This is a genomic window from Peribacillus asahii (assembly GCF_003570725.1).
In the GTDB taxonomy this organism is placed as follows: Bacteria; Bacillota; Bacilli; order Bacillales; family DSM-1321; genus Peribacillus; species Peribacillus asahii.
This window is the reverse complement of sequence record NZ_QWVS01000013.1, coordinates 371,131-390,686: the sequence shown is the minus strand read 5'-3', so window position 1 is coordinate 390,686 and position 19,556 is coordinate 371,131. Positions and strand designations below refer to the sequence as shown.

The window sequence follows — 19,556 nt, the reverse complement described above, 5'->3', positions numbered from 1 at the left end:
ATGAAGGAAACAGCAAAATATTCACAAAAAAAAGTATTGGTATTAGGGTTAGCGAAAAGCGGGGTCACGGCTGCTTCCCTTCTTCATAAGCTAGGAGCATTTGTAACGGTGAATGATATGAAGCCACTGTCTGAGAATCCTGAGGCACAAGGACTGCTAGAGCAAGGTATTAAAGTGATATGCGGAAGTCATCCTATTGAGCTGTTGGATGAAGGCTTCGAGCTAATTGTCAAAAATCCAGGAATTCCTTATCGTAATCCGCTTATCAAAGGGGCTCTGGAAAAAGGGATTCCCGTTATTACGGAAGTAGAGCTTGCTTATCAAATTAGTGAGGCGCCGTTTGTTGGGATTACTGGAACAAATGGGAAAACAACGACGACTACATTAATTTTTGAAATGTTGAAGGCTGGGGACAAGTCGCCATTAATTGCTGGAAATATTGGTACAGTTGCTTCCGGTGTGGCTAAAGAGGCAAAAGCAGAGGATACAATCGTCATTGAGCTATCATCGTTTCAGTTAATGGGGATCGAAGAGTTTCGCCCGGAAATCGCACTTGTGACAAATCTATATGATGCTCATCTCGATTATCATAGCTCGAAGCAAGAATATGCAGAGGCGAAAGCAGCAATCACAAAAAATCAACAAAAGACAGATTTCTTTGTTTACAATGCAGACCAAGAAGACGTAAGACGCATGGCTGCCGGCTCACAGGCGGAGCTAGTTCCATTTTCAGCGACGACAAAACAGGAGCAAGGTGCCTATATAGAAGCGGGCGCTGTTTACTTCCGCGGTGAAAAAGTGATGAATACAGCGGATATTGCTCTGCCAGGTAAACATAATTTAGAAAATATTTTAGCCGCTATATCTGCTGTGAAATTAAAAGATGTTTCAAATGAAGCGATTCAATCGGTACTGTCGTCGTTTCATGGAGTAGAACACCGTTTGCAATATGTAGCCACAATAAAGAATCGTAAATTTTATAATGATTCAAAAGCGACGAATATTTTGGCTGCTTCTAAGGCGCTTGCGTCTTTCTCAGAACCAACGATTTTACTAGCTGGCGGCCTGGATCGCGGCAATGAGTTTGACGAATTGAAGGCGAGTATGAAAAATGTGAAAGCTGTTGTGACATTTGGGCAAACAGCAGAGAAAATTGAACGTGTAGCAAAAGAAATAGGAATAACGAATATTAAACGTGTCGATAATGTAGTAACGGCTGTTCCAGTTGCTTTCGAATTATCAAACGAGGGCGACTGCATTCTCCTTTCTCCTGCTTGTGCAAGCTGGGATCAATATAAAACATTTGAGCAAAGAGGGGACATGTTTATGGAGGCTGTGCATAAGCTGAAGTAAGAGCTTTTTATTGAAAGTATTTGGGCTTTACAGAAGAAAGCAGTATTGCTTTCACTTCGACATCTTAGAAAAAAGCGATAATGGTGGTTATCGCTTTTTTTTTGACTAAAGTATAGCCTGCCTATGTACGACTTCAGCTGGTGTTGCTCGCAAAAGGCTCTAAAATCTTCTTAGAGGTGGATTGTCTGTGCCATTAAAAAAATCTAATCCCGATTTAATTCTCATTATTGTGACACTAAGTCTTTTGGCCATTGGTTTAACTATGGTATACAGCGCCAGTGCTATTTGGGCAGATTATAAATTTGATGATTCTTTCTATTTTGCGAAGCGTCAGTTGTTGTTTGCCTGTTTAGGCGTTGTCGCGATGTTCTTTATTATGAATGTTGATTATTGGACGTGGCGCACATGGGCGAAGCTGCTGATTATTGTTTGCTTTATTTTACTATTAGCTGTTCTGGTTCCTGGAATTGGAATGACGCGTAATGGATCGCGAAGCTGGATTGGCGTTGGAGCTTTTTCTGTTCAACCATCAGAATTTATGAAGCTGGCGATGATTGCTTTTTTAGCCAAGTTTCTTTCTGAACGGCAAAAGCTGATTACATCATTTAAAAAAGGGATGCTGCCATCTCTAAGCCTTGTCTTTTTAGCTTTTGGGTTAATTATGCTTCAGCCTGATTTAGGAACGGGCACAGTTATGGTTGGTACGTGTATGGTCATGATTTTTATTGCTGGAGCAAGAATTAGCCACTTTGTTGGGCTAGGTTTAATCGGCGTTGCTGGTTTCGTAGTCCTCGTATTATCGGCTCCGTATCGAATAAAGCGAATTACGTCTTTCTTGGATCCGTGGGAAGATCCTCTTGGAAGCGGCTTCCAAATGATTCAATCTTTGTATGCGATTGGTCCAGGAGGTTTGTTTGGTCTTGGATTAGGGCAAAGTCGGCAAAAGTTCTTTTATCTTCCGGAGCCGCAAACGGATTTTATCTTTGCTATTTTATCGGAGGAATTAGGGTTTATTGGAGGCTCGCTCGTTCTATTTTTATTTGCTCTAATGCTTTGGCGAGGAATTCGCATCGCCCTAGGTGCTCCAGACCTTTATGGCAGTCTTGTGGCTGTTGGGATTATTGGAATGGTAGCCATTCAAGTGATGATTAATATTGGCGTTGTAACCGGGTTGATGCCGGTTACCGGAATTACCCTGCCTCTTTTAAGTTACGGAGGATCTTCGTTAACGTTGATGCTTATGGCCATCGGTGTGTTGTTGAACATTAGTCGTTATTCCCGTTTTTAAGGAGAAGCTCTGTTCATATAGAGCTTCTTTTTTTATAATCCGCTGTCTACATCAATCATCATTGATTAACAGACATTTGGGGAAAATTACTAATATAGATTATGGAGAATTTGTATAGAATTATTGGCATTAATGCCCTGTTTAGACTATAGTATAAGAGGCTAAAACGATGTAAAATAGTGATACGTCTGTCAATGCTGTTAAATCAAATTGTATGTCGGAATGTAGATGAAACATTTCGCTTTTAATACGTTAAAAACGTTTAATCCCCCCAAAGGATTGAAGGGGAAGAAAAGACATGGGCTTTCTTTGCTAGAGAGACAAGTGATGCTTTTCTAAAAGGAATATTGAGGAGGCTTATTTTTATGATGGAGGCAATTGTACAACAATTAAGAGATTTACAGGTTGGTAAAGTTCTTGTGAATGAACCGCTTGCAAATCATACAACGATGAAAATGGGAGGACCTGCGGATTTATTTATTGAACCTTCTTCGATTGAAAATTTGGAAAAAACGATGAAGATTATTAGAGAGAATAATCTGCCTTGGCGTGCAATCGGAAGAGGATCTAATTTGCTTGTAAGTGATGCTGGCATCGAAGGAGCCCTTATTAAATTGGGCAAAGGATTAGATCATTTGGAGATAAATGGGTCGGAAATCCGAGTTGGAGCAGGCTATTCGCTTGTTAGTCTTTCTGTGCAAATTAGCAAAAAAGGGTTAGCGGGTCTGGAGTTTGCCAGTGGCATTCCAGGGTCAGTTGGAGGTTCTGTGTATATGAATGCGGGGGCCCATGGTTCTGATATGAGTGAGATATTAGAGAAGGCCTATGTTTTATTTGCTGATGGTACGCTTGCGTGGCTCTCTAAAGAAGAGATGGAATTCTCTTATCGAACATCTATTTTACAAAAAAAACGTCCGGGGATTGTGTTAGAAGCTATCTTTCAGTTAACACCTGGTAATCGGGAAGAAATTGTAGCTAAAATGCAGAGCAATAAAAACTATCGGAAAGAGACACAGCCGTACAATCTTCCTTGTGCAGGCAGCATTTTTAGGAATCCACTTCCTCATTATGCAGGGCAGCTTGTACAAGAGGCTGGTTTAAAAGGGTATTCCATTGGTGGTGCACAAATTTCGCCAATGCACGGTAATTTCATTGTAAATACGGGAAATGGAAAGGCTGCTGATGTGTTAGCTTTAATTCAGCATGTAAAAGACACTGTGTTTAAACAATATGGAATTGTGATGGAGACAGAAGTTGAAATAATTGGTCGAAAATAATGGAACAATCTATAAACATACTTATGTACTGTGATATAATAAATTGCGGAAAATGAAGAATCGTCGAGTTTGGATAACTATTCTTGTAAATAAATGATGATGTAGAGCTTAATTAAGTTGAATAAGACGAAGTCGCTTTTCTGGTGTTTGATTTTACTTTTTAGGAAGAGGTGAAAGGGGTGGAGAAAGGGAAAGTCATTTCAATTGAGGATCGCATTCCAAAGCTGAAAAAGATAAGAAAGAGGAACACAAATCGTCGTTTAATATTCTTGCTGTCTCTCTTTTTTATTCTTGTTGGTTGCGTATTATACTTTCTATCACCATTAAGCCATGTAAAATCGGTCGAAGTAGAGGGAAATCGATATTTGTCTAAGGCGCAGATTGCAAAGCTGAGTAATATAAACAAAAATCAAAGTATATGGAAGGTCGACACAGCACAAATTGCGGCTAATATAAAGGAAAAGCCTGAAATTAAGAGTGCTGAGGTCGTTCCTGTGTTTCCTAATTCGATTAAAATTACAGTGTCAGAACATAATAAAATGGCTTATTTGCTTAAAGGAAAGCATTTTTATCCTATTCTTGAAAATGGAGAGATATTAGATGGTTTAGAGACAGGGGAAATCCCTGTATTTGCTCCTGTGTTAATTGATTTCAAAGAAGGAAAAGCTTTGAATCGCTTGTTGGAAGAATTGGTAAAATTGCCGGAAGAAATCCAGAATTTGGTTTCGGAAATTCATTATAAACCAACAAAAATGGATCCATATCATATTATAATGTATATGAATGACGGGTTTGAAGTAAGCGCGACGAGCGAAACTCTTTCTGAAAAAATGGTGCACTATCCCTCAATTGCAAATCAGTTAGATCCTAAAGTAAAAGGGATTATTGATTTAGAGGTAGGTTCATTTTTTAAAGCCTATCAGCCTCCTGAACAAGAGGAAGAGAAAGAGAAAGAGGGAGAATAAGTAATAGAAGGATATCTTTCTATTATCAATGCAATCTAGGAAATTTCTAAATTATATATTAAAAAAGTAATAAGAGGTTCCGAAATAAGATATAGCGATTATTATCGTTTGATCTTATACTGTATAATTTGTGTTGAAATTCCCTTTAAATGGTATCTCTTGGAGGGGAATGAGGTAGGAAGATTCGTTCATACGGTGTTACATTCTGTTTATATATCAGAATATATACAGCTTTATTATAATCGTGTGTCAACCGTATGTTTATCTTTTCTAGACGTGAATCTTAGTGTAGACTTGTATTGAGTATAGGCTGTGTTTGACAAAAAACTTTTTGGAATTTTACGTTCATGTTCGGATGATTTGGATAAAATGGTTGACTTCTTATAAAAAAACGAAAAAATCGTTCGTTTTTAAAAGGGAAACAGCTATAAATGACGAATAGATTAAGGAAATATCTATTATTGCTAGAAAATGGATATCCTTTTTGCCGGGCAGAAAGTAAGGTTGTCAAATAAGTTAAGAACGAAAATACTTTGCTTATAATTAATTGCTCTTACTATATAAACGTTAACGTTGTAATTCCAAAAAAATATATAATACTGAAGGAGGTGCCATGGAATGAACAGCAATGAATTTTACGTTAGTCTCGACATCGGTACATCCAGTGTAAAAGTAATCATTGGGGAAATGGTGAATGATACATTAAACATTATTGGTGTGGGAAATGTCAAATCGATGGGACTTAAAAAGGGATCCATAGTCGATATAGATGAAACCGTTCAATCTATTCAAAAAGCTGTTGAACAAGCAGAAAGAATGATTGGAATGGAGATACGAAAAGTAGTTGTCGGCATTAGCGGTAACCATGTGGATCTTCAGCCTTGTCATGGGGTTGTAGCTGTTTCAAGCGAGAACAAAGAAATTACAGAACATGATGTGATGCGTGTTAAAGAGGCAGCTGAGCTGATTACAATACCATCGGATCGTGAAATTATTGATACTGTGCCGATTCATTACAAAGTGGATGAATTAGATGAGATTAATGACCCAAGAGGTATGATTGGGGTTCGGCTTGAAATGCGTGGTATTTTAATTACAGGTCTACGCACGCTTTTACATAATTCGTTAAGATGTGTAGAGAAAGCAGGATTAGAAATTATAGATATCGCCCTTCAACCATTGGCAGCAGGCTCACTTGTGTTATCGAGGGATGAAAAGGATCTTGGCGTAGCCTTGGTAGATATTGGCGGGGGTTCTACGACATTAGCCATCTTTGAACAGGGTTATTTGAAGTATACATCGGTCATCCCAATTGGTGGCGAAACGATTACGAAGGATCTTTCCATTGTACTTCGAACGACGACAGAAGATGCAGAGAAGATTAAACTTAAGCATGGACATGCCTTTTATGATGATGCTTCTGAAGAGGAAGTATTTCAAATTCCGATTATTGGCAGCGACCAACAACAGCCTTGTAATCAATTAATGTTGGCAGATATAATTGAGGCAAGGATGACTGAAATATTTGAGTTGATCCAAGATGAATTAAATAGACTTGGATTCTCAGATGTACCAGGAGGGTTTGTACTAACTGGCGGTGGTGTGAAGATGCCTGGCGTGCTAGATTTAGCACAATACGTTTTCCAAAATCGAGTCAGAACGGCTGAGCCGAATTATATTGGAGTTCGTGAACCACAATATACGACAGCTGTTGGTTTGATTAAACATGCATGTAAAAAAGAGAGAATGCAGAAAAACACTGCTACAAAGACACCTGATGTTGCTATGCCGACTCAAGAACAAAACGAGCCGCGTAAACCAAGGCAGACACAACAGCCGCAAGAGGCCCCTGCCAAAAAACAAGGTGAATCTAAATTCAAAAAAATTCTAGGATACTTTTTTGAATAAAACAAAGAAAAAGGGAATTTCGTCAAAATAGGAGGCCTGTCATGTTAGAGTTTGATTCTAATTTAGAACAATTAGCAATGATAAAAGTTATAGGTGTTGGCGGCGGCGGAAACAATGCTGTGAACCGTATGATTGAGCATGGAGTACAAGGTGTAGAATTTATTGCTGTGAACACCGATGCTCAAGCTCTTAATCTATCTAAAGCAGAAGTAAAGATGCAAATCGGCGGTAAATTAACACGTGGATTAGGTGCCGGTGCGAATCCAGAGGTTGGGAAGAAAGCGGCCGAAGAAAGTAAAGAACAAATCGAAGAAGCTCTTCGTGGTGCAGATATGGTGTTTGTTACTGCTGGTATGGGTGGCGGAACAGGGACTGGTGCAGCTCCGGTTATTGCGCAAATTGCAAGAGATTTAGGAGCGCTAACGGTTGGAGTGGTTACTCGTCCATTTACATTCGAAGGACGCAAGCGTGCGACACAGGCCCAAGGCGGCATTTCAGCGATGAAGGAATCGGTAGACACGTTAATTGTCATTCCAAACGATCGTCTTTTAGAAATTGTTGATAAAAGTACACCGATGCTTGAAGCATTCCGTGAAGCGGATAATGTTCTTCGCCAAGGGGTACAAGGTATTTCAGATTTGATTGCTACACCAGGTTTGATTAACCTCGATTTTGCCGATGTGAAGACGATTATGTCAAACAAAGGCTCTGCCCTTATGGGAATTGGAATTGCCTCTGGAGAAAATCGTGCAACAGAAGCTGCCAAAAAAGCAATCTCCAGTCCATTGCTTGAAAAATCCATTGATGGTGCACAAGGTGTGCTTATGAATATTACAGGTGGTACGAATTTAAGTTTATTTGAAGTTCAGGAAGCAGCTGATATTGTAGCGACTGCGTCTGATCAAGAGGTAAACATGATTTTTGGTTCGGTCATTAATGAGAATTTAAAAGATGAAATTGTTGTAACGGTTATTGCAACAGGCTTCAATGAAGTAGAGCAACCATTACGTCAGGCTGCACGTCCTTCATTTGGACAACAGCAACCGAGAACACAACCACAATCACAACCTCAACAGCCATCACAGCAGCCAACTATGAAGCGTGAAGTGAAAAGAGAAGAAACACATGAGCCACCGGTTCGCAGTGTAAATAATCAAGCGGAAGAAACATTGGATATTCCAACATTCCTTCGCAACCGTAATAGACGTCGTTAAGGAATACTAATGATTGAAAAAGATTCAAAGGTTATGATTTTATGTAGCCTTTGAATCTTTTTTTGTTTATCTACAAGTATTGTCGATTTTTCTCTAGTCTCTCATGCTTTAGTTTTAGACCTTTTTTGGGGCTATGCCTCTATCTGAAAAAAAGAACCAATACTTATAGTGTTTTTTCAACAAAAAGGTTGAAAAACTTTTACAATTTCAGCACAAAAAGTGACACACTTTCGCAAAGCAGGTACGTTATACTCTTTTCAAGAACGATAGACCATCAACAAGGTGATCTACATGATTATGAAAAAATGAAGTGGAAGAATAAAGGCGGCGTGAACGTAAGCATGCACCACTAAAAGCGCTAGGATACATCAAATGTTCCCCTAACTTGAAGGTGATGTAAAAGATGCGGAGTTCCGCCCCTTTTCCTTCGAAAGGAGTGAACGGCTTGACAGTATACGTAGATATCATTTGGCTATTAAATTGGCTTTTTGACTGTCTTCTTTTGTATTGGACTGCGATCATCTTAAAGCGACGAGTACCGTTATGGCGGCTGGTAGCAGGTGGTTTAATCGGTTCCTTCATTATCGCGTTGGCATTCACTTCATATTCTGCTTTGACTGATAACATCTATATGAAATTATTATTTTCCGTCTTTATGGTGTTGACTGTATTTGGCTTTATTCGTTTAAAACTCTTTTTGAAGACACTTATGACACTGTATTTTGTGACCTTTTTATCAGGAGGAATTTTACTTGGGCTCCATTATTTCTTCTCGTTTCAAGTGGCAGAAATGGCTACTAGTACACAAATGGGTATGAATCGTTTCGGTGATCCGATGAGCTGGCTGTTTGTAGCGCTTGGTTTTCCACTTGCGTGGCAGTTTTCGAAACGAATGCTTGATGGAATGGAAATGACGAAACTCAACTATGAACAGATAGTGACGGTAACGGTTGAGGTAGCGGACTTTAAAGCTGAATTTCAAGGCCTCATTGATAGCGGGAATCAGCTGTATGATCCGATTAGTCGTTCTCCGGTCATGATTGTGTCAATTGTTGGACAGGAGTCACATATCCCGGCTGATATGTTGGAGCTTTTTGAAAATCCTGATACTATGCTGCAAGAAGGTGAAATGACGAACTACACCTGGGCTGAACGAATTCGCGTGATTCCTTATAAAGTAGTTGGACAGAGTCATCAATTATTGACCGCTATTAAACCAGATTCTTTGCGCATTCAGTGTAACGAAAAAGTATACGAAGTAGAACGTGGCCTTGTGTCGTTCACTTTGCAGCAGCTTTCGGCAGAGAATGCGTATCAATGTATTGTGCATCCGAAAATGTTGACAGGCATTCCTGTTCCGAGTGCTTCATAGGGCGATAATCTATGAGTCTCATTTTTATTACAGAATATTATTAATGGATGTGTCATGTAACAAAGTTGTTCATTAATCCGCATATGGAATACACCATAATCGCGTTCAATAATAAAGTCTAAGTGTAGAAGGGAGAATTACTTTGAGGAAATTTATTCTTCGTATAACGTACTTGTGGTACAAATTATTATTTAAATTAGGGCTCAAAACAGATGAGGTTTTTTATATAGGCGGGAGTGAAGCTTTGCCACCGCCCCTATCAAAAGAAGAAGAAGAAATCTTAATTAATAAGCTGCCAAAGGGAGATGAGGCGGCTCGTTCCATCTTAATTGAACGTAACTTAAGACTCGTGGTCTATATTGCTCGTAAATTTGAAAACACAGGCATTAATATTGAGGATCTTATCAGCATTGGAACGATTGGGTTAATTAAGGCGGTTAATACGTTTAACCCAGAGAAGAAAATTAAATTAGCTACCTATGCATCGAGATGTATTGAAAATGAAATTCTTATGTATTTACGAAGAAACAATAAAATTCGTTCGGAAGTATCTTTTGATGAACCATTAAATATTGATTGGGATGGGAATGAGCTTTTACTATCAGATGTATTAGGTACAGAGGAAGATATTATAACGAAAGATTTAGAAGCGAATGTTGATCGAAATTTATTGACGAAAGCACTAACCCAACTATCGGACCGTGAAAAGCAAATTATGGAGCTGCGCTTTGGACTAGCAGGTGAAGAGGAGAAGACTCAAAAGGATGTAGCAGATATGCTTGGTATTTCTCAATCTTATATCTCACGTTTGGAAAAACGAATTATTAAGCGGCTTCGAAAAGAGTTTAATAAAATGGTGTAAAAAATTTTTTCTAATGCTGATAAATAGTGATGTAATCAATATTTTCTAGCTAAACTGACATGTTTCGACGACAAACAAGTGCATATTTTTCCCTCCCGCGGAGATACTGATGTTTGTACAGCGCTCCTGTGAGGAGGGAATAAATTTGTCTCGTAATAAGGTTGAAATCTGCGGTGTTGATACATCGAAATTACCGGTTTTAAAGAACGATGAAATGAGAGTACTCTTTAAAGAAATGCAGGATGGCGATATTTCAGCAAGAGAGAAACTGGTAAATGGGAATCTTAGGCTCGTTTTGAGCGTCATTCAACGCTTTAATAATCGCGGGGAATATGTAGATGATCTATTTCAGGTAGGCTGTATAGGGTTAATGAAGTCCATTGATAACTTTGACCTCGGTCAAAATGTAAAATTTTCAACGTACGCTGTACCCATGATTATTGGTGAAATTAGACGTTACTTGCGTGATAATAATCCAATTCGTGTGTCTCGTTCGTTAAGGGATATCGCCTACAAAGCTTTGCAAGTAAAAGAAAAGCTCATAAGCCAAACGCTTCGTGAGCCAACAGCAGAAGAAATCGCAAAAGTGTTGGAGGTACCCCATGAGGAAATTGTCTTTGCTCTAGATGCAATCCAAGATCCTGTTTCTTTGTTTGAACCGATTTATAATGACGGCGGGGATCCAATTTATGTACTCGACCAGTTAAGTGACGAGAAAAACAAAGATAGTACGTGGATTGATGAAATTGCTGTGAACGAAGGCATGCGCCGCCTAAATGAACGTGAAAAAATGATTTTACGTAAACGATTCTTTCAGGGAAAAACGCAAATGGAGGTAGCTGAGGAAATCGGCATTTCACAGGCGCAAGTTTCTCGGTTAGAAAAAGCGGCCATTAAACAAATGAATAAAAATATCCAACATTAAGCGCGTTACAAGCTTGCCCAACTGGGTAAAGAAGCCCTTCTTTACCCTTTGCTCAGCAAGCTATGTAGCGGGCTTTTTATTTTTGTTCATTTATAGATGGGGCTAGAGTGAATAGGAGTAAAAGATCAATAACGTTCTATAATAGAGCCCTCACTTTATCCTACACTCAATGGGCAGTAAGCCCTTACTGATAGAAGTTTCACTTTATATGACATGATTGAGTTGAATGAACCATATTATTGAATATATTCTTCTTTTTCATCGATTATGTTTCATGGGAGCCTTTGTTTTATCATATATATGAATCAACAGGTACATCAATGAAATGGAGCTGATGTTCGTTGACAAGAATTTCTGATTTTCAGATTAAAGATATTGTTAATATAGCAGACGGAAAAAAGCTAGGAAATATGACTGATTTAGAAATTAATACAGCTACTGGTAAAATTGAAGCAATTGTTGTTTCTAACAGCAGCAGATGGATGGGAGTATTTGGGCGGGATCAAGAAATCGTCATTCCATGGCATAAAATTAAAAAAATTGGAACGGATGTTATTCTCGTTGAGCACCAGTTATTGTTTCAAACAGAAATGCCCGATGATCAGTATTAACATGAGCGATTGCGTGATAAATGTGGTACACTAAATAAAAAATAATGAGGAATAATATATGCGAGAACCATTTACTTTAATCAAAGATCGATATTTGCTTATTGATTCATGGACTAAAAAAGATTCTAACCTTGTTGCAGGGTTTACGACGAAAAACGGCGGAGTGAGTCAAAAAGAGTATCAAACGCTAAATATTGGCTTTCACGTTGATGATCGTCTCGTAGATGTGCAGGCCAATCGCCGTCTTTTGGCGGAGGATCTCTCATTTTCATTGAATTGTTGGGTAGGTGCAGAGCAAACGCATGAAACCTATATTCAACGAATCGGTCGTTCAGATGCAGGTAGAGGAGCAATCGAATACGAATCTAGCTTCAAAAGGACAGACGGTTTTTATACATCGGAGAAAAATATATTGCTGACTCTTTGTTACGCAGATTGTGTGCCATTATTGTTTTATGCACCGAAACAAGGCTTTATCGGCGCGACACATGCTGGGTGGAAAGGGACGGTTGGTGAAATCGCCGGTAAAATGATTAAAGCTTGGCAAGGAGAGGGGATATCAGCAAACGAAATCTTTGTTGTGATTGGACCTTCAATTTGTTCAAATTGCTATATGGTAGATGATAAAGTTATCCATCGTGTGCAAAAATTGCTGGAAGAATATGACGAAAAGCCATATAATTTAATCAGTGAAGGACAGTATCAATTAGATTTGAAGCATTTAAACGCTATCATATTAGAAAAATCCGGAGTTCCAAAACATCAGATAGATATATCAACCTATTGTACAAGCTGTCATGATGATTTATTTTATTCACATCGACGTGATAAAGGACGTACAGGTCGTTTGATGAGCTTTATTGGTTGGAAGGAGGAGTAATGTAGCTGTGAAAGTTGCAGATAAATTATTACACATCGAAGAACAAATACAAGAGGCATGTGCGCGTAGCAACAGGAAGCGTGAGGAGGTTACGCTAATTGCTGTTACAAAATATGTAACAATAGAGCGGGCAAAGGAAGCTCTCGAAGCGGGAATTGAGGACTTAGGAGAAAATCGTGACGAAGGGCTTTTAGCTAAATATGAAGTATTACAGGACAGGCCAAATTGGCACTATATAGGATCATTACAAACACGTAAAGTGAAGAACGTTATTGATAAAATTGCCTATATTCATTCATTGGATAGAATTTCTTTAGCCGCAGAGATTCAAAAACGAGCAAATGAACCGATAAAATGTTTAGTACAGGTGAATGTTTCCGGTGAAGAATCTAAACATGGACTTAAACCGAGTGAAGTGCTCCCGTTTATTCAAGAATTAGCGGAGTATGATCGAATTATTGTAGCTGGGTTAATGACAATGGCGCCGTTAACAGATGATGAGCAAGCATTGCGAACATGCTTCCGAGGACTTAAAGAACTTCAAATGCAGATTCAGGAGGCTAAGCTTGCTCATGCACCGTGTACAGAGTTATCAATGGGGATGTCTAATGATTTTGTCATTGCAATTGAAGAAGGAGCAACGATGATTCGAATAGGTACTGCATTGGTGGGCGAAGAATCTTAAGGAGGTACGCGAATGTCGATTGTATCAAAATTCAAATCTTATTTTGCGTTAGATGATGAGTATGAGTATAAGGAAGAAGTGGTAGAGAAAGAGGTTGAAGAGCCAAAAGTGGTTAAGACCTCGAAACCAGCTCCTGTTAATACATCGAATAATAATATCGTAAGTTTGCAAAGCGTACAAAAATCTTCTAAAGTAGTATTATTGGAACCTCGTGCTTATGCGGATGCACAGGAAGTAGCCGATCATTTAAATAATAAGCGAGCCGTTGTTGTGAATTTACAACGAATTCAGCGTGATCAAGGAAAGCGTATCGTTGATTTTTTAAGTGGGACCGTTTATGCAATTAATGGGGATATTCAAAAAATAGGAACAGATATTTTTTTATGTACGCCTGCTAACGTCGATGTTTCCGGAAACATTACTGGTTTCGGGTTCGATGAGGAAGATGAGGAAACGAGGTGGTAGTATTTTATGGGAGTAATCTTAAGTTTATTTGTAACACTTATTGAAGTGTATTCTATCGCATTAATTATTTATATTTTAATGTCATGGTTCCCGAATGCTAGAGAATCAGCTGTGGGTCAGTTTTTTGCTAAAGTTTGTGAGCCGTATTTAGAACAGTTCCGCAAATTTATTCCACCGCTAGGAATGATTGATATTTCTCCAATCGTGGCGATACTTGTTTTAAATCTCGCGAAATCGGGCGTGTTTCAACTTGCTAATTGGATTAGCTGACAAGTGATGTACTCTTTAGAGTGGACGTGTATAGTCTGCAATAAACGCATACCATTTTTATATTGTCAATCATGAACATACATAGGGAGTTGTACATGAGTATTTATCAACATTTTAGACCGGAGGAAAAGGAGTTTATCGATGGAGCTGCGAGTTGGATTCAACAAGTGAAGAACTCTTATGCACCGAAGCTTACAGACTTTCTTGATCCGCGTCAGCAGCAAATTGTTCTTTCTTTGTTAGGACGTGATGAGGATGTTCACTTGCAATTTTATGGTGGTGCTGATACGGTAGAACGTCGACGAGCGTTATTATTTCCAGACTACTTTTCCCCGGAATTGAGCGATTTTCAACTCAGTCTCTATGAAATCTCTTATCCTAAAAAATTTATTACACTTGAACATCGTCATGTACTTGGAACGCTTATGTCGCTCGGATTAAAGCGCGAAAAATTTGGTGATATTCTCATAAAAGATGACGAGGTTCAGTTTATTGCGGCTGAAGAAATCGATACGTATTTAATGGCTAATCTTGAAAAGGTCGGCAAAGCAACAGTAACGATTAAGAAGCGTCCATTTTCACACATTATTCAAGTGGATGAGAATTGGGTGGAGCACTATTTAACTGTTAGCTCTTTAAGGCTTGATACGGTACTTGCAACGGCTTTGAATATATCACGACAAAAGGCTCAGGCATTGATTGTGGCTGGTAAAGTGAAATTGAATTTTAAGCAAACAGAAAAAACTTCAGAGGAATGCCAAGTCGGAGATGTGATTTCGGTTAGAGGATTTGGTCGATGTAAGATTATTTCGATTGATGGGAAAACAAAAAAAGACAAGTGGAAAGTGCTAATCGGTAAGAAGAAATAATCGTTTAGCGAAAGGGATTTTATAGATATTTGTCGAATCATAGAGAGAAGAATTTGTTGTGGAGGTGCCCTTAATGCCCTTAACTCCGATGGATATACATAATCAAGAGTTTAGTAAAGTGTTTCGTGGGTATGATGAAGATGAGGTAAATGAATTTCTTGATCAAATTATTAAAGATTATGAGCTCGTTTTACGAGAAAAGAAAGAAATTGAACAAAAATTAGAAGAAACATACGAACGCCTAGGGCATTTTACAAATATTGAAGGTACGCTTAATAAATCGATTCTTGTTGCTCAAGAAGCAGCGGAAGAAGTGAAGCGTAATGCACAAAAAGAAGCAAAGTTGATTATTAAAGAAGCCGAAAAAAACGCGGATCGAATTGTCAACGATTCGTTACTTAAGGCGCGTAAAATAGCAGTTGAAATCGAAGAGCTCAAGAAGCAATCGAAAGTGTTCCGCATGCGTTTTAAAATGCTTGTCGAAGCACAGCTTGATTTATTAGATAATGAGGATTGGGATCACCTTCTTGAATATGAAGTAGATGCAACTGAAATTGAAATAAATGATGGAGTCAAGGAAGAAAATTAAACGATTCCTTGACGAGTAGTACGTATTTCGCATATAATTTTTTAACAAAACCATTTAGATAATTAAGTAGACGATGACGGGGACAGTATATTTCTTCAAAATCTTATTTAAGCGATTCGGGGATGGTGGGAGCCCGGAAATAAGAGAAGAATAGAAGATCACCCTAGAGTTCCAAGTTGAACGCAATTTTGCTAGTAAACAAGGCGTTACATTCACGTTATGAATGCTCAAAGAGGATGGCTCTTGCTTTTTAGGAGGAGTAATCTAACCAGGGTGGTACCGCGGGAATCCAAGCTTTCTCGTCCCTTTACTAGGGATGAGGAGGCTTTTTTATTTGTCCTGTCATTGTTTCAGAAAATTGTCTAAATAAAGATGGAGGATATATACATGGATTATAAAGATACGTTATTGATGCCAAAAACAGAATTTCCGATGCGTGGGAATTTACCGAAGCGTGAACCGGAAATTCAGGCAAAATGGGAAGAAGCGAATATTTACAAACAAGTGCAACAGCATACAGAAGGGCGCCCGTTATTTATTTTGCATGATGGCCCTCCTTATGCAAATGGCGATATTCATATGGGTCATGCGTTGAATAAAATTTTAAAAGATTTTATCGTTCGCTTTAAATCGATGAACGGTTTTCATGCCCCTTATGTACCAGGGTGGGATACGCACGGTTTACCAATTGAAACGGCATTAACGAAAAAAGGTGTAAAACGTAAAGAAATGAGCGTAGCTGAATTCCGCAAGCTTTGTGAAGAGTACGCTTATGAGCAAATTAATAATCAACGTGAACAATTTAAGCGTTTAGGTGTTCGTGGAGATTGGGAAAATCCTTATATTACATTAAAACCAGAATATGAAGCACAACAAATTAAAGTGTTCGGCGATATGGCGAAAAAAGGGTATATCTATAAGGGGAAAAAACCTGTTTATTGGTCTCCTTCAAGTGAATCAGCGCTTGCTGAAGCGGAGATTGAGTATCAAGATAAACGTTCGGCTTCCATCTATGTTGCATTTGAAGTACGTGATGGGAAAGGTGTTCTTGAAGAAGGTGTCAAAATCGTCATTTGGACGACAACGCCTTGGACAATGCCTGCTAACTTAGGAATTTCTGTTCATCCGCAATTGAAATATGTGGTTGTAGAAGCTGCTGGTGAGAAATATTTAGTTGCTGAAGCATTACTTGAAGCTGTAACGACGGCAATCGGTTGGGAAAACCCACAAGTCATTCAAACGGTAAAAGGTGCAGAGCTAGATCGTGTAGTAGCGAAACATCCACTATATGACCGCAATTCATTAGTCATGCTAGGTGAGCACGTTACAACAGATGCTGGTACAGGATGTGTTCATACGGCACCAGGACACGGGGAAGATGACTTTATCGTTGGTCAAAAATATGGTTTAGATGTTCTTTGTCCGGTAGATGAAAAAGGTGTTATGACAGAAGAAGCTGGTGAATTTGCAGGATTATTCTATGATGAAGCAAATAAACCAATTACAGAAAAATTAAAAGAAGCAGGTGCGTTGTTAAACTTAAGCTTTATCACGCATTCTTATCCACATGATTGGCGCACAAAGAAACCGACAATTTTCCGTGCAACGGCTCAATGGTTTGCCTCAATTAAGGACTTCCGTGAAGACCTGTTAACAGCGATTGCTGAAACAAAATGGGTGCCAGCGTGGGGAGAAACACGTCTTTATAATATGGTTCGTGATCGTGGCGATTGGTGTATTTCCCGTCAACGTGCATGGGGTGTTCCGATTCCAGTGTTTTATGCGGAAAATGGTGAACCAATTATCACAGACGAAACGATTAATCATGTATCAGAATTATTCCGTGAGCATGGTTCAAACGTGTGGTTTGAGCGTGAAGCGAAAGACCTTCTTCCTGAAGGATTTACGCATGAAGGCAGCCCAAATGGCGTATTTACAAAAGAAACAGATATTATGGATGTTTGGTTTGACTCGGGTTCTTCTCATCAAGCCGTTTTAGAGGAGCGCGATGAGCTGCAACGTCCAGCAGATTTATATTTAGAAGGCTCTGACCAATATCGTGGTTGGTTTAACTCTTCTCTTTCTACAGGAGTTGCGGTTACAGGAAAAGCCCCGTATAAAGGCGTATTAAGTCATGGATTTGCTTTAGATGGTGAAGGACGTAAAATGAGTAAATCGGTTGGGAATGTCGTTATCCCGGCAAAAGTTATGAATCAATTAGGTGCTGATATTTTACGTCTATGGGTAGCATCTGTAGATTATCAAGCAGACGTTCGTGTATCGGATGCTATTTTGAAACAAGTGGCGGAAGTATACCGTAAAATCCGTAATACATTCCGTTTCTTATTAGGAAACTTAGACGGTTTTAATCCAGAAACAGATAAAGTAGCTATTACTGATTTACGTGAAGTCGATCAATACATGTTAGTGAAATTAAATAAATTAATTAAAAATACGAAACAAGCATATGACAATTATGAATTTGCGACAATTTATCATCTTATCAATAATTTCTGTACACAAGATTTAAGTTCATTCTATCTTGATTATGCGAAAGATATTTTATACTGTGAAGCACCGAATGGGAAAGATCGTTTAGCGATTCAAACGGTATTATACGAAGCGTTAGTAAGCTTAACGAAGCTTGTTTCACCAATTCTTTCTCATACAGCTGATGAAGTATGGGCGTTTATTCCAGGTGTAACAGAAGCAAGTGTTCAATTGACATTAATGCCTGAAGAGCTTTCAATTGATGGAGCAGAAGCGATTGAAGAAAAATGGAATATGTTTATGAACTTGCGTAATGATGTGTTAAAAGCATTGGAAGAAGCGCGTAATGAAAAAGTGATCGGTAAGTCGTTAAATGCGAAAGTATCAGTGTATGTGAAGGAAGATGTGAAAAACCTGCTTGCTAGCATTGAAGAAAACATGGAACAATTATTTATCGTTTCACAATTCGAAGTAGCAGGCGATGTATCTGAAGCTCCTCAAGAGGCAGTTACACTAGAATATGCGGCCATTGTTGTTTCAAAAGCGAACGGTGAAACATGTGAACGTTGCTGGAATGTGTCTGAAGCGGTTGGTGAAGTAGAAGAACATGCAACATTATGTCCACGCTGTGCAACAGTTGTAAAAGAACATTATGTCAATCAATAATTTTTTAGGGAACTAGACCTTCTATCGGGTCTAGTTCTTTTTTCAGCTTTGATTAAACAATATTTTTGAACGTGCTCTATTCTTTTTTTTCTCCTTTTTACATACTTTGTTATAGACAGACTTCGAGGAGGCGAATACAGATGAAAATTTCAGCCATTAAGCAACAAGCGCGAGGTGCCTTACAAGGAAAGTGGGGACTTTGTGTTCTTCTTTCCTTTCTTACATTCCTGATTTTTAGTATTATTCCAAATGTTGTATCCCTTCTATTTGGTGGAGGGTGGGAGTTAAGTGAGGTAAGTGAAGGATCAACATCAGTATCAGCAACAGCAGCGGTACCATGGCAAGCGAGTGTAGCAAATATTATTGTGTCTCTTCTTTTGATTCCATTATCGGTTGCGGTGTATTGGTTTTATCTTTCGATTGCTCGTCTAGAAGGAGCTAGGTTATCGCAAGTGTTTGCGATTTATGCAGATTGGAAAAGGTCGTTAAAATTAATTGGAACGTCGATTGTAGTGAGCATTTTTGTTTTTCTTTGGAGCTTATTGCTTATTATCCCAGGTATTATTAAACAATTTTCTTATTCCCAAACATTCTTCTTATTAAAAGATCATCCGGAATATTCGATATTGGAGGCAATTACAGAAAGTAAAGTGCGAATGAAAGGATATAAGTGGAAATACTTCTTGCTTCATTTAAGTTTTATCGGATGGGGGATTCTTTCTGTAATTACATTTGGAATCGGATTTTTATGGTTAATTCCTTATATTACAACATCAACAGCTACTTTTTATAATGAGTTGATTAAAACACAAGAGTCACAATGACATAAAGTGAAACTTCCATCAATGAGGGCCTTATTGTGCGTTA

Annotated in this window: 18 protein-coding genes and 1 other annotated feature; all 18 genes read left to right on the top strand. The window is 38.6% G+C overall.

What is annotated here, in order from left to right; genetic code table 11:
• Nucleotides 1-1,353: a UDP-N-acetylmuramoyl-L-alanine--D-glutamate ligase gene (murD, locus tag D1953_RS08105; protein ID WP_119116652.1), complete on the top strand. Its 1,353-nt coding sequence runs from the start codon at nucleotides 1-3 to the stop codon at nucleotides 1,351-1,353.
• Between the two features lie 187 nt (nucleotides 1,354-1,540).
• On the top strand, nucleotides 1,541-2,641 hold the full coding sequence (gene spoVE / locus D1953_RS08100) for a stage V sporulation protein E (RefSeq protein ID WP_119116651.1): 1,101 nt from the start codon (nucleotides 1,541-1,543) through the stop codon (nucleotides 2,639-2,641).
• A gap of 368 nt (nucleotides 2,642-3,009) precedes the next feature.
• Nucleotides 3,010-3,918, top strand: a complete 909-nt coding sequence (gene murB, locus D1953_RS08095) for a UDP-N-acetylmuramate dehydrogenase (protein WP_119116685.1) — start codon at nucleotides 3,010-3,012, stop codon at nucleotides 3,916-3,918.
• A gap of 179 nt (nucleotides 3,919-4,097) precedes the next feature.
• Nucleotides 4,098-4,883, top strand: a complete 786-nt coding sequence (locus D1953_RS08090; RefSeq protein ID WP_119116650.1) for a cell division protein FtsQ/DivIB — start codon at nucleotides 4,098-4,100, stop codon at nucleotides 4,881-4,883.
• A gap of 618 nt (nucleotides 4,884-5,501) precedes the next feature.
• Nucleotides 5,502-6,791 (top strand): cell division protein FtsA, encoded by a 1,290-nt coding sequence (ftsA, locus tag D1953_RS08085; RefSeq protein WP_119116649.1) that lies wholly within the window; start codon nucleotides 5,502-5,504, stop codon nucleotides 6,789-6,791.
• 41 nt (nucleotides 6,792-6,832) lie between these two features.
• Entirely contained in the window at nucleotides 6,833-8,005 is a 1,173-nt protein-coding gene (gene ftsZ, locus D1953_RS08080) for a cell division protein FtsZ (RefSeq protein ID WP_119116648.1), read from the top strand.
• A 436-nt stretch (nucleotides 8,006-8,441) separates the two neighbouring features.
• Nucleotides 8,442-9,377: a sigma-E processing peptidase SpoIIGA gene (spoIIGA, locus tag D1953_RS08075; protein WP_425454260.1), complete on the top strand. Its 936-nt coding sequence runs from the start codon at nucleotides 8,442-8,444 to the stop codon at nucleotides 9,375-9,377.
• Nucleotides 9,378-9,519: 142 nt separating this feature from the next.
• A complete protein-coding gene (gene sigE, locus D1953_RS08070) occupies nucleotides 9,520-10,239 on the top strand; it encodes an RNA polymerase sporulation sigma factor SigE (protein WP_119116647.1) in 720 nt (239 codons plus the stop codon).
• 145 nt (nucleotides 10,240-10,384) lie between these two features.
• Nucleotides 10,385-11,164 (top strand): RNA polymerase sporulation sigma factor SigG, encoded by a 780-nt coding sequence (gene sigG / locus D1953_RS08065; protein WP_119116646.1) that lies wholly within the window; start codon nucleotides 10,385-10,387, stop codon nucleotides 11,162-11,164.
• Between the two features lie 341 nt (nucleotides 11,165-11,505).
• Nucleotides 11,506-11,775 (top strand): YlmC/YmxH family sporulation protein, encoded by a 270-nt coding sequence (locus tag D1953_RS08060; protein WP_119116645.1) that lies wholly within the window; start codon nucleotides 11,506-11,508, stop codon nucleotides 11,773-11,775.
• A 58-nt stretch (nucleotides 11,776-11,833) separates the two neighbouring features.
• Nucleotides 11,834-12,655: a peptidoglycan editing factor PgeF gene (gene pgeF / locus D1953_RS08055; RefSeq protein ID WP_119116644.1), complete on the top strand. Its 822-nt coding sequence runs from the start codon at nucleotides 11,834-11,836 to the stop codon at nucleotides 12,653-12,655.
• Nucleotides 12,656-12,662: 7 nt separating this feature from the next.
• A complete protein-coding gene (locus D1953_RS08050; RefSeq protein ID WP_119116643.1) occupies nucleotides 12,663-13,340 on the top strand; it encodes a YggS family pyridoxal phosphate-dependent enzyme in 678 nt (225 codons plus the stop codon).
• A gap of 12 nt (nucleotides 13,341-13,352) precedes the next feature.
• Entirely contained in the window at nucleotides 13,353-13,805 is a 453-nt protein-coding gene (locus D1953_RS08045; protein ID WP_119116642.1) for a cell division protein SepF, read from the top strand.
• 6 nt (nucleotides 13,806-13,811) lie between these two features.
• Complete coding sequence (locus tag D1953_RS08040; RefSeq protein ID WP_119116641.1) at nucleotides 13,812-14,075, top strand: YggT family protein; 264 nt, start codon at nucleotides 13,812-13,814, stop codon at nucleotides 14,073-14,075.
• Nucleotides 14,076-14,170: 95 nt separating this feature from the next.
• Nucleotides 14,171-14,944 carry a YlmH family RNA-binding protein gene (locus D1953_RS08035; protein ID WP_119116640.1) on the top strand — a complete coding sequence of 258 codons (774 nt, stop codon included), beginning with the start codon at nucleotides 14,171-14,173 and terminating at the stop codon, nucleotides 14,942-14,944.
• Between the two features lie 73 nt (nucleotides 14,945-15,017).
• Complete coding sequence (locus D1953_RS08030; protein ID WP_119116639.1) at nucleotides 15,018-15,533, top strand: DivIVA domain-containing protein; 516 nt, start codon at nucleotides 15,018-15,020, stop codon at nucleotides 15,531-15,533.
• Nucleotides 15,534-15,597: 64 nt separating this feature from the next.
• Nucleotides 15,598-15,843: a binding site (T-box leader), on the top strand.
• Between the two features lie 77 nt (nucleotides 15,844-15,920).
• Entirely contained in the window at nucleotides 15,921-18,689 is a 2,769-nt protein-coding gene (gene ileS / locus D1953_RS08025) for an isoleucine--tRNA ligase (protein WP_119116638.1), read from the top strand.
• A gap of 140 nt (nucleotides 18,690-18,829) precedes the next feature.
• Nucleotides 18,830-19,513 carry a DUF975 family protein gene (locus tag D1953_RS08020; RefSeq protein WP_119116637.1) on the top strand — a complete coding sequence of 228 codons (684 nt, stop codon included), beginning with the start codon at nucleotides 18,830-18,832 and terminating at the stop codon, nucleotides 19,511-19,513.
• Nucleotides 19,514-19,556 lie beyond the last annotated feature (43 nt).